The 11,625-nt window shown below is 63.7% G+C and carries 11 protein-coding genes; 3 read left to right on the top strand and 8 right to left on the bottom strand.

All coding sequences use genetic code 11. The annotated features are described in order from the left end of the window. Positions 1–260: 260 nt before the first annotated feature. The 8 genes from J2T57_RS02045 to J2T57_RS02010 form a co-directional block, all read right to left on the bottom strand. Positions 261–893: a DUF502 domain-containing protein gene (locus J2T57_RS02045; RefSeq protein WP_253474204.1), complete on the bottom strand. Its 633-nt coding sequence runs from the start codon at positions 891–893 to the stop codon at positions 261–263. A gap of 28 nt (positions 894–921) precedes the next feature. Further along, positions 922–1,632 carry a DUF4197 domain-containing protein gene (locus tag J2T57_RS02040; RefSeq protein ID WP_253473469.1) on the bottom strand — a complete coding sequence of 237 codons (711 nt, stop codon included), beginning with the start codon at positions 1,630–1,632 and terminating at the stop codon, positions 922–924. Between the two features lie 185 nt (positions 1,633–1,817). Continuing rightward, entirely contained in the window at positions 1,818–2,738 is a 921-nt protein-coding gene (gene hemF, locus J2T57_RS02035) for an oxygen-dependent coproporphyrinogen oxidase (protein WP_253473466.1), read from the bottom strand. An 84-nt stretch (positions 2,739–2,822) separates the two neighbouring features. Beyond that, entirely contained in the window at positions 2,823–3,386 is a 564-nt protein-coding gene (gene tsaC / locus J2T57_RS02030; RefSeq protein WP_253473463.1) for an L-threonylcarbamoyladenylate synthase type 1 TsaC, read from the bottom strand. 4 nt (positions 3,387–3,390) lie between these two features. Continuing rightward, a complete protein-coding gene (locus J2T57_RS02025) occupies positions 3,391–5,748 on the bottom strand; it encodes a DNA topoisomerase I (RefSeq protein WP_253473460.1) in 2,358 nt (785 codons plus the stop codon). Between the two features lie 74 nt (positions 5,749–5,822). Continuing rightward, complete coding sequence (locus J2T57_RS02020; RefSeq protein WP_253473458.1) at positions 5,823–6,296, bottom strand: Smg family protein; 474 nt, start codon at positions 6,294–6,296, stop codon at positions 5,823–5,825. Positions 6,297–6,427: 131 nt separating this feature from the next. Continuing rightward, a complete protein-coding gene (dprA, locus tag J2T57_RS02015; RefSeq protein WP_253473454.1) occupies positions 6,428–7,537 on the bottom strand; it encodes a DNA-processing protein DprA in 1,110 nt (369 codons plus the stop codon). A gap of 54 nt (positions 7,538–7,591) precedes the next feature. Beyond that, a complete protein-coding gene (locus J2T57_RS02010; RefSeq protein ID WP_253473451.1) occupies positions 7,592–8,617 on the bottom strand; it encodes a LysM peptidoglycan-binding domain-containing protein in 1,026 nt (341 codons plus the stop codon). A gap of 211 nt (positions 8,618–8,828) precedes the next feature. On the opposite strand from J2T57_RS02010, the gene def reads away from it, so the two are divergent. Genes def through rsmB form a run of 3 tightly spaced genes read left to right on the top strand, consistent with a single transcriptional unit; the run spans position 8,829 to position 11,621 of the window. Beyond that, positions 8,829–9,362, top strand: coding sequence for a peptide deformylase (def, locus tag J2T57_RS02005; protein WP_253473448.1), 534 nt, complete (start codon positions 8,829–8,831; stop codon positions 9,360–9,362). 8 nt (positions 9,363–9,370) lie between these two features. After that, the gene (gene fmt / locus J2T57_RS02000) at positions 9,371–10,312 is read left to right on the top strand and encodes a methionyl-tRNA formyltransferase (protein ID WP_253473445.1); all 942 of its coding nucleotides are present in this window, start codon (positions 9,371–9,373) and stop codon (positions 10,310–10,312) included. Continuing rightward, positions 10,296–11,621, top strand: a complete 1,326-nt coding sequence (gene rsmB / locus J2T57_RS01995) for a 16S rRNA (cytosine(967)-C(5))-methyltransferase RsmB (RefSeq protein ID WP_253473442.1) — start codon at positions 10,296–10,298, stop codon at positions 11,619–11,621. The genes fmt and rsmB overlap by 17 nt, the downstream gene beginning before the upstream one ends. Positions 11,622–11,625 lie beyond the last annotated feature (4 nt).

Below are 11,625 nucleotides of genomic sequence, written 5' to 3'. Positions count from 1 at the left end.
ACACGACCGCCTCACGGGAGGCAGCCAGACCTTGCCGACCTTTTGGGTCGACTCGCCGGATCCCTGCCGGCTGCAGCGGCGCATGTTCGCATGGTCGGGGAAACAGAAAACAACGCGCCACGTACGGGCGATCTGTTCGCTGCCATCCCGCTGATGACGGAAGCGCCGTCTCCGTCGGCAACTTCCAAGGCTTCGAATTATTCGAGCCCCTAATACTAGGCTGCGAATTTTCCCTTTTCCAGTTTTCAGAACCAATTGATTCAACGATGCTTTTTTTCTGAAACTGGGTTTTGCATTGCGGACTTTGCTGCGGTAGTGGACATCCCCGCCGTGACGGCGAATCGCATGGCCTCATCCATTGGCATATCAATGGCTTGCACGGATTCGCGGGGTAGAATCAAGGTGTATCCACCGATCTGGTAGCTCATGGGCATATAAACCGCGATGTCACCCTGGTTTGCCATGCCCTCCGGCAGATTCTCGAAGTCTTCCCGGGTCACGAAGCCAAGCAGTCGTGCCTTGGTGTCGCCGACATTGACCTGCACCATGACCACCTGGTTGGCGTTGCCGGCGCTGGAGCGGGACACGAAGTCCATCAGGTCCTGTACGGAAGAGTAGATGGTTTTCACCAGTGGAATGCTCTGCAGCACCCGCTCGCCCCACTGGAAGATGCGCTGCACCAGGTACGCCTGAAGCAGGAACCCGATACCGAAAACGGTGGCGATGGCCAGCAGGATACCGAGCCCCGGGAAGTAGATCGGCAGCACGGTGCCGATCAGGGCGCCAAAGAACGATTCCGCCAGGTCCGCCAGCCAGAAGATCAGGTACAGGGTAATGGTGACGGGGAGGACGGCCGCCAGCCCTTTCAGGAAGATCTTGCTGAAATAGCGCATGTCCTCTGCTCCGGGTTTGGCCACGGTGTCAGCCCCCGAACACGTCGCGGAGGATGGCAGTGGTGCGCGCAACCGGATCCTCACGAATGCGCTGCTCCTCCTCCGCCAGCACGGTGAAGAGTCCGTCCAGTGCCCGTTCGGTCACATAGCGGTCCAGATCCACCTCCAGGGGTTGCACCAGCGGGATACGATTCCAGTTGCTGGCGATTTCGCGGTACAGGTCGTAGCCCTGAACGGTTTCAAGGCGACTGGCGACGATGGGGCGGTAGCGCTCCCGCAAGGTTTCCTCGGAATCCGCCTGCAGGTACTGGGTGGCTGCGTCAGGGCCGCCATTGAACACGGCGTAGACGTCCGCCGGGCGCATCCGCGAAATCGAGCCACCAAAAACTTCCACCGCCTCGGCCGCTGCCAGCTCCGCGGCGCGGTTCATGGCAACTTCCAGCTCATCCACCTGACGGCTCATGCCGATGCGCCGCAACTGGCTCTGTGCCGATTGAAGTTGATCCGGCAGCGCAATGCGGATCAGTTCGTTGCCGAGGTAGCCATCGGTCTGGTTGGTGCGCTCTACGGTCCGCTCCGTGCCCACGCGCAGTGCCTCTCGCAAGCCGGCGGCGATGCGGGATTCATCGTTGTCGGCACCGCTGCTACGATCCGATTCCAGGGTCTCGAGCAGGGCGCAGCCGGTTAACAGAAGGCCGAGCAGGAGGATGGGCAGTAGCCGAAGTCGTCCGTTGGTCATGTGCTGGTCCTTGAAGATGGCGTGAATAAGTCGTGTCGTCTGGTTGCGCCTGTTCGGGTTCCGGACTGAAGGGCGGGGGAGGCGGTTGCATGGTCAGGGACACGCCGTGAATACGTCCCTTTAGGCTCGACAGCGACGTCCCTGTCGCTGACGGTCCCTGACCATGCAACCGCCTCCCCCGCCCTTCAGTCCAGAACGCCGATCCAGTCCCGCGGCTTGAGGTAACGCTCCAGCAGGGCGGCCTCAGGGCTACCTGGCTCCGCCGTGTGACCGTATTCCCAGCGCGCCAGTGGTGGCAGACTCATCAGGATGGATTCGGTGCGGCCACCGGACTGGATGCCGAACTTGGTGCCCCGGTCCCAGAGCAGGTTGAATTCCACGTAGCGTCCCCGTCGATACAGTTGCCACTGCCGTTCCCGCTCGGCGTAGGGTGTGCGGTGGCGGGCCTGCACGATGGGCAGGTAGGCCGGTTCGAAGTGATCACCAACGGAGCGCATGAAGGCAAAGCAGCGCTCGAAGCCCCAGGCATCCAGGTCGTCGTAGAAGATGCCGCCGATACCGCGCTGCTCATTACGATGGGGGAGATGAAAGTACTCGTCGCACCAGGCCTTGTAGCGGGGGTAGACGTCGTCGCCGAAGGGGGCGCAGGCCGCAGCGGCGGTGCTGTGCCAGTGGATGGCATCGTCGTCGAAGCCGTAATAGGGGGTCAGATCGAAGCCGCCGCCGAACCACCACATGGGGTCGGCATCGGGCCGCTCGGCGACGAAGAAGCGGATGTTGGCATGGGATGTGGGGGCGTAGGGGTTCAGCGGGTGGATCACCAGCGACACGCCCATGGCCTGCCAGCGTCTGCCGGCAAGTTCCGGGCGGCGCTCCGTGGCGGCGGCAGGCAGCGTCTCGCCAAGCACATGTGAAAAGCCGATTCCGGCCTGCTCGAAGACCAGGCCATCGCGCATGATTCGCGAGCGTCCGCCTCCCCCCTCGTCACGCTCCCAGGGGTCATTGATGAAGCGCGCCTTGCCGTCTTCGGCTTCCAGCGCACCGCAGAGACGATCCTGCAGATCCAGCAGATAGTCTCGTACGGCATCCGGGTTCACATCGGTCATAGCCTGCTCCGCGCCAGGTTGTTGCTGTGACTGTACTCGTCCTGAAGCGGAGTTTGCCATGTTTGGCCGGCCGCCGGGTGGCGATCAACCCCCGGGTCGGATAATCCGCCCGCTCGCCATGTCGCGAATTTCGGATGGCTGCTGGCGGTTGCCGGTGGGGCCCGGCACCACCGCGTCCACCGCCTGACCGAGGCGAGAACGGACCTGTAATGCGGTCCGGGCTGCGGGCAGGCCGCTGCGATTGGCGCTGGTGGAAACCAGTGGGCCGCCCCAGGCATGGCACAGGGCAGCGGCGATGGGGTGATCGGTGACCCGGGCGGCCAGCGTGTTGCGACCGCCGGTGAGCCAGTCGGGAACCCAATCCGCCACTGGCAGCAGCCAGGTCACAGGGCCGGGCCAGGTGGCATTCAGGCGATCCTGCCATTCCGGCGGCAGGGGGCGGAGCAGCGGCAGGAGTTGTGTCTGATCGGCAGCGATGAGGATCAACCCCTTGCGGGCCGCGCGGCCCTTGATGGCCAGCACGGACGCAACGGCGGACTCATCAAGCGGATTGCAGCCCAGACCGTAAACGGCCTCGGTGGGGTAGGCCACCACCCCGCCGCTGGCCAGGGCCTGCAGTGCCGGCAACAATCGCAAGCCAGTGGCCATGATGTCAGCTCTTCGCAGTTTTCTTCTTGGCCGGCGCCTTGCGCCGAGCCTTGCGCTCAGGCGCCTTGGCGATGAGGTCCTTGCAGGTGTCGAGGTCCAGGTTCTCGGGCTCGACGTCCTTGGGGATCTTGGCGTTCTTCTTGCCGTCGGTGATGTAGGGGCCGTAGCGACCGCGCAGGACCTGAATGCCGGCATCCTTGAAATCGTGAATGATGCGCTCGGCATCGGCCTGTTTCTTCTCGGCGATCAGCTCCCGGGCGCGTTCCGCGGTGATGGTGTAGGGGTCATCATCGCGGATGGACACGAACTTCTTGCCGTAGCGGACATAGGGGCCGAAGCGGCCGATATTGACCTGGATCTCTTCGTCCTCGTCGGTGGTGCCAAGATCACGCGGCAGCTGGAACAGCACCAGGGCGTCTTCCAGGGTGATGCTGTCCATGGTCTGGCCGGGGCGCAGGCCCGCAAAGCGGGGCTTTTCCTCGTCATCCTTGGTGCCGATCTGCACGAACGGCCCGAAACGCCCGACCCGGACCTGTACCGGTTTGCCGGAGTCCGGGTCAATGCCCAACTCCCGGGCCTGTACAACCTCTTCGCGAGAAATATCCTTCTTGATATCCACCGTTTCCTTGAACGGCTGCCAGAACTCCTCGAGCAGCGGGATCCATTCCTTGCGTCCCAGGGAAACTTCATCCAGCTCGTTCTCGAGCTGCGCGGTGAAGTCGTAATCCACGTAGCGCGTGAAGTGGTCGGTGAGGAACTTGTTCACCACCCGGCCCACCGAGGTGGGCTGGAACCGGCGGCTTTCCAGCGTCACGTATTCGCGATTGAGCAGCGTGGAGATGATGCTCGCGTAGGTTGATGGCCGGCCGATGCCGTAGTCCTCGAGAGCACGCACCAGGCTGGCTTCGCTATACCGGGGTGGCGGCTCGGTGAAGTGCTGCTCGGGGCGGATCTTGAGCAGCGTGATGCGGTCGCCCTCCTCGATGGGCGGCAGAATGCGGTCTTCGTTGTCCACCTTGGCGTCGTCCACGCCCTCCAGGTAGACCGCCATGAAGCCCGGGTCGGCAATGGTGGATCCGTTGGCCCGGAAGACATTGCCCTTGCCGCACTCCATGTCCACCGCCACGGTATTGATGGTGGCGTGAATCATCTGGCAGGCCACGGCCCGTTTCCAGATCAGTTCATACAGCCGCTGTTGCTCATCGTTCAGGTGCGCCTTCACCTCGTCGGGATGGCGGGCCGCCGATGTCGGCCGGATTGCCTCGTGCGCTTCCTGGGCGTTCTTGGCCTTGGTCTTGTAGCTGTGCGGCGTGTCCGGCACCTTGTCCTTGCCGTAGCGTTTGGCAATCACCTGACGCATCTCGTCCACGGCCTCGCGGGCCAGGGTCACCGAGTCGGTGCGCATGTAGGTGATCAAGCCGACAGTGCCGCTGCCGACGTCAATGCCCTCATAGAGCTGTTGCGCGACGCGCATGGTGCGCTGGGCACCGAAGCCGAGCTTGCGGGAGGCTTCCTGCTGCAGAGTCGAGGTGGTGAATGGCGCGGCAGGGTTGCGGCGGCGCTGCTTGCGCTCGACCTTCGTCACCACCACTTCGCCGACGGCATCGCCGCTCACGCCACCTTGCGCCTGCGCCTTGGCGGCTTCCGCCAGCGCATTCTCGACCGTGGTGGCGCGGGCTTCGTCGGTCACCGTGAACTGCTGGAGCTTTTCATCCTGGAAGTAGGTCAGGCGACCCTGGAACGCGGCGCCTTCCTTTGCCAGGTCCGCCTCAATGCTCCAGTACTCCTCGGGCTTGAAGGCCTCGATCTCTTCTTCCCGCTCCACGATCATGCGCAGTGCCGGGGACTGCACGCGGCCGGCGGACAGGCCGCTGTGGATCTTGCGCCAGAGCAGCGGCGAGAGGTTGAAACCCACCAGGTAGTCCAGGGCACGGCGCGCCTGCTGGGCGTTGACCAGATCCATGGACAGGTCGCGGGCGTTGTCGATGGCGTCGTTGATGGCCCGCTTGGTGATCTCGTGGAAGACCACCCGCTTCACCGGCTTTTCCTTCAGCAGGCCGCGCTCGCGGAGCAATTCGAACAGATGCCAGGAAATGGCTTCGCCTTCGCGATCCGGGTCAGTGGCCAGGTAGAGGGCGTGGCTTTGCTTGAGTGCCTTGGCGATCGCATCCACGTGTTTCTTGTTGCGATCGATCACGGTGTACTTCATGGCGAACCCGTGGGCCGGGTCGACAGCGCCTTCCTTGGGGACCAGGTCCCGCACATGGCCGTAGGACGCCATCACCTGGAAGTCATCTCCCAGGTATTTGTTGATGGTCTTGGCCTTGGCCGGTGATTCGACAATGACTAGAGATTTGCTCATAGCGGGGCCTGGCCCGCGGACCGGCGGGCGTGCTCAGTTCCTTACCAGTTGTCGGTGACGGGCAGGCAGGCGTCTCAGTGCACCAGATGCACGGGGCTGTCGAACAGCAGGTTTTCCATCCATGCGTAAGCTTCTTCCTGCCCGGGCTGGTTATACAACACCATCAGCGTGACCCAGCGCACCAGGTCAGGGTCGATCTCCTCGTCATCCAGCGCCATCAGGCGGTCGATGATGAGTTCCCGCGATGTTGCCGTGACCACACCGGCCTGCTCCAGATACAGCAGAAACCCCTGCGTGTCGGTGTCGATCTTCGACTGCTCTTCGTCGGTGAAAACGCGAATCGCCTGACTGTTGTCAATCGCCGTCGTGGGAAGTTCCCGGGAACGGGCCAGGTCATCAAGCCAGGTGAAAGCCTTGCGAATCTCGAGTTGCTGGAAGCCAGCTTCAAACAGTTCCGATTCCAGGGATTCCCGGTCCGGCTGCGGTTCGTCGTCGTAGATATAGTTCTCGAACAGATACATCAAGACGTCGAACACATTCTCTTTCATTTCCGGTCCTCTTGCGTCCCGAGCCATGTATTCAAGGGGGCATTTACCATACCGGCTTCGGTGGCCGATGCAACGGGCCCCATCGATACCCACAGCGCACTCGACCGGAGTCGGGGGCGACGCATGATGGACTAACCAGCCCGCGCATACCGCCCTCCCGGCAGGGTTTCGACCTGACCCTGCAGCTCCATAATCAGCAGAATGGAGGAAAGCACTGCAGGCGTCAATCCAGTGCGGCGGTGCAGCGTATCGATGGTAATGGGGTCATGGCCCAGTGCTTCAAGCACCTGGGTATGCTCCGAATCCACCTGCTCCTCGTGCGCCGCCTCCGGGCCTGTCTGTTGTCGTTGCGTCTCCGGCAGGTGCAGATGGGGCAGGAGTTCTTCGAGGATTTCTCCGGCCTGTTCCACCAACTTGGCCTGACCTTCGCGAATCAGCGCGTGACAACCCTTGGCCAACGGGTTGTGAATGGAGCCGGGAATGGCGAACACTTCACGGCCCTGCTCCAGTGCGTAGCGGGCGGTGATGAGCGAGCCGCTGCGCAGGCCGGCCTCGACCACCAGGGTGCCAAGGGCCAGCCCACTGATGATGCGATTGCGGCGCGGAAAGTTTTCCCGTCGGGCACCCATGCCGGTGGGGAATTCACTGACCACGGCGCCGCCGGTATCAACGATGCGGCGGGCCAGATCCCGATTGCGTGGTGGATACACCCGGTCTGGTCCCGTGCCGGCGACTGCTATGGTGAGCCCGTTCGCATCCACGGCGGCGGCATGGGCCGCGCTGTCCACGCCCAGGGCGAGTCCGCTGGTGATCACCAGCCCTGCCTTGGCCAGGTGAGCGGAGAAGGCGCTTGCGGTGTCGCGGCCACCGCTGGTCGGTCGGCGGCTGCCGATAACCGCCACCTGGGGCAGTCGGAGTATATCGGGGTCGCCGGTTACGAAGAGCAGCGGCGGAACGGCAGGCAGGACTTCAAGCTGTTCCGGGTAGCTCGGGTCACCGGGCTGCAGGATATGGTGCAGGGGCGAGGATTCAAGCCAGGCGACATCAGCGTCCGCTCCCGCCCAGTCCGGCTCCCCCAGGGCGTCGATGCTGCGCTGGTCCAGGTCGAGGCGCTGCCAGGCCGAGGCACTCGCACCCAGGGCAGCGCGCGCGCTGCCGAAGGTTTCCAGTAGCCGACTGTAGGCGCGTGGCCCGATGGCCGGGAGACGCCAGAGGGCAAGACGGTGATGTAGGTCGCTCATGGGATAGTAATGACGGCTTGCGGGTGGCCAGGCCGGCCACCCACAAGCCCTGGATCAGGGGTTGCGAACCAGGTCGAGCACGTTCATGTGACGGTTCGCGCGCATAACCAGACCATAGGAGACCCGGTCGAAGGTGCGGAACACGATCAACTCGCCGCCACGCTCGTCCGGCAACGTGACCTGTTCCCGGGTTTCCGGGTCACGAACCACACGCCCCGCCTTGTAGATGGCCAGCACATCTCCACTGCGGATGCCGTCGTCATTACCGATGTTGAGCGCCACCACATTGAACTGACCAATCTGGTTGACCCCATCCATCACATGAATGATGCGGGCATCGACCTCGATTTCCGGTGCCTGGGGAACGAAGCGGGTGCGGCTGGGTTCGCGGGGCATGCGAAGCAACCGGTCGCCGGCAAGAATCTCCCGGGTGCTGGTGGTCACGCGGCCGGTGCCGGGATCCCCTTCCCGCGTCACGTTCATCTCGCCCAGGTAGGTGGCCTCGTAGCCCAGCACTTCACGCGTGTCCGGGTCCCGGTAGGCAACGCCCCGACGAACCAGGGTGTAGCCGCCAGCGCCATTTTCCGCGGGCAGTCGACGGACGTAGATCCGATCGTCCCGTGCTGCCATGACACGCTCGTCTTCACCGGCAACCACGTAGGGGGCCGTGTTGAAGAACTCACCGTCCACCACATGGCTGCGATTGAGGAACGGTCGGATGGCTTCCATGGGAATGGCTGCGATGGCGTCGGGTAGTGCTTCCTCGCGGACGCCCGGTGCCAGGCGGATCTCCCGCAAACCACGCTCGACGGTCAGCCGTGGTTCTCCTTCGATGTACACCAGCCTGATGACATCACCGGGATATATAAGGTGGGGGTTTTCGATCTCGGGGTTGGCATGCCAGATTTCCGGCCAGACCCAGGGTGTGCGCAGGAATCGCTCGGAGATGTCCCAGAGGGTATCCCCCTCTACCACCGTATAGCGCTCCGGGTGGTCTTCCCGAAAGGCTTCTGCCGCGACAAGGACCGGGATCGTGATCATCAATCCCAGGGCGAGACCCAGCAGCTTCCCAATGCGCATGCGGTTTTCCTTAAATCCGATTGAAGCTCATGACACCGCCACGACCCGATCGCCGAGTTACCCCGGACGACTGAGCAGAGTGTATCTGCTGGGGACGCCGGGCGGTGGATTCGTTATAATCGTCATTAAACTCGACGAATTAGAGCCAATTCCATGGACTGATTCTCATTTTAGGCTAACCCGACTTCCAGCGACCCGCAACGAACTCACCATGGCTAAACTCGAGATTCTGCATTATCCGGACCCTAGGCTGCGCACCCGCGCCAAGCCCGTGGAGGTGGTTGACGACACAATCCGCAGGCTGGTGGATGACATGTTCGAGACCATGTACGACGCGCCCGGCATCGGACTTGCGGCCACGCAGGTCAATGTGCATCAGCGGGTGATCGTGATGGACGTCTCGGAGGATCGCTCCGACCCTCGGGTGTTCATCAATCCGGAAATCATCGAACTTGATGGCGTCGAACAGATGCAGGAAGGCTGTTTGTCCGTGCCCGGCTACTTTGACTATGTCGAGCGCGCGGAGCGTATCCGGGTGCGTGCCCTGGATCGCGAGGGCGACGTCTTCGAACTCGACGCCGATGGCCTGCTGGCGGTTTGCATACAGCACGAGATGGATCATCTGGCCGGCAAGCTGTTTGTCGATTACCTGTCTGAACTCAAGCGCAAGCGTGTCCGCAAGAAGCTCGAGAAGCAGGCGAGGCAGGATCTCGAGCCTGCCGACGTCGGCCAGAGCGTGATCTGATCCGCGCCATGACCGACACGCCCCGTATCGGCTTTGCCGGCACGCCGGATTTCGCCGTGCCCGCGCTGGAGCAATTGGTCGAAGGGGGCTATCCGCCGGTGGTTGTCCTGACCCAGCCGGACCGGCCTGCCGGGCGCGGGCGCAAGCCGCGGCCCTCTCCCGTCAAGCAGTGTGCGCAACGACACGGCCTACCAGTGCAGCAGTGGGCCCGGCTTGACGCCGAGGCCCGGCAGGCGCTGGCGGCGCTTCAGCTTGACCTGCTGGTGGTGGTTGCCTACGGGTTGATCCTGCCGACCGCCGTACTGGCCTTGCCGCGCCGGGGTTGCGTGAATATCCACGCGTCGCTGCTGCCCCGCTGGCGGGGTGCAGCCCCGATTCAGCGGGCCATGCTGGCCGGCGATGCAGACACCGGGGTCTGCCTCATGCAGATGGAGGCCGGTCTTGATACCGGCCCGGTTCTGGCCCGGGGCGCGACACCGATTCACCGGAGCGATACCGGTGCGAGCCTGCATGACCGACTGGCGGCAATGGGTGCTGGGCTGCTCATGGAAAACCTCCCGGCTATCCTTGATGGCAGCCTCGAGGCCGAACCCCAGGATTCCGACGGGGTCACGTACGCGTCGAAACTGGACAAGGTAGAGGCCCTCGTCGACTGGCAGCGCGATGCCGAATCCATCCGCCGGCAGATCGCGGCTTTCAATCCCTGGCCCGTGGCCCAGACCACATGGCAGGGCGGAGCCCTGCGACTTTGGCAGGCGGATGCCCTGGCGGACGGCGATGGAGACGCGGCCCCGGGGACCGTGCTTGCCGCAGACGCTGACGGCATCATCATACAGTGTGGCCGTGGTCGTTTGCGTGTGCTGGAGCTTCAGCCGCCGAACGGACGACCCATGGGTGTTGCAGCTTTCCTCAATGGTCGATCCCTGACGCCTGGTGTTCGACTTGGGTGACGGCAACCCCTCCGGGGCTGCACGGCTCGCGGCCCTGCAGGTGTTGCTGGCCGTCATCCGCGACCAGCGCTCCCTCACCGACGCACTTGCCGATTCGCTACCGGAACTTCCTCTTGCCGAGCGAGGGTTGACCCAGGAGTTGGCTTACGGCGTGATGCGCTGGCTTCCGCGACTGCAGGCTTGGCGTGATGCCCTGGTCTCCAAGCCCCTGCGGCGTCGTGATGAGGATATCTCCTGCATTCTGCTGCTGGGGCTCTATCAACTTGCGGAGACCAGAATACCGCCCCACGCCGCTGTGCATGAGACGGTGGCGTTGGCCCGCAGCACCGGCAAGCGCTGGTCAGCAGGCCTGGTCAATGCCGTGCTGCGCCGTTTCCAGGCGGATCAGCAGGCCATCTGCGAGCGTGCCGCAGCGCAACCGGCAGCCCGCCACGCACACCCCGACTGGCTCCTGCGGCGGTTCCGCCAGGCCTGGCCGACTGACTGGGAAGCCCTCTGTGACGCTGGCAACGCCAGGCCGCCCATGACGTTGCGGGTCAATCGGCGCCATGGCGACCGCGGCAAGTATCTGGCACAGCTCGAAGCGGATGGCCTGGCAGCTCGCGCGCACCCGCACGCCACTGATGCCATTGTGCTTGATGCACCGGTGGCGGTAGAGCGCCTACCCGGGTTCGCCGACGGCCTGGTATCAGTGCAGGACGCCGCCGGACAACTGGCCGCCGACCTGCTGGCGCTTGCTCCGGGTCAGCGCGTTCTGGATCTTTGCGCCGCCCCGGGCAGCAAGACCTGCCACATGCTTGAGCGGGAGCCGCGGCTTGCAGCGGTGACTGCGGTGGACGTGGACGCCAGGCGTCTTGAGTCGCTGACGCAGAACCTGGAACGCCTCCAGCTGCGGGCCGAACTGGTGGTGGGTGATGGGGCTGACCCCGACAGCTGGTGGGATGGTCGCCCCTATGATCGTGTACTGCTGGATGCCCCTTGCTCGGCGACGGGCGTGATCCGTCGCCATCCGGATATCAAGTCTCTGCGCCGTGACGACGATATAAGCATGCTGACCGACACACAGCTTAAGCTCCTGCGGGCGGTGTGGCCCCTGTTGCAACGGGGCGGTATGCTTGTCTATTCGACGTGTTCCGTGTTGCCGGAGGAGAACGCTGGCGTAGTCGGGCGGTTCATCACGGCCCGGACAGATGTCTTCGAGTCGCCCATCGAACAGTCCTGGGGCCTGCCTCAGGCCCATGGCCGGCAGATACTCACGGGAATGGACGGCATGGACGGCTTCTACTACGCAGTGCTGCGTAAAGGCTGAACGA

This window comes from Natronocella acetinitrilica (genome assembly GCF_024170285.1).
In the GTDB taxonomy this organism is placed as follows: domain Bacteria; phylum Pseudomonadota; class Gammaproteobacteria; order Nitrococcales; family Aquisalimonadaceae; genus Natronocella; species Natronocella acetinitrilica.
This window is presented reverse-complemented; position numbering and strand designations above follow the sequence as displayed.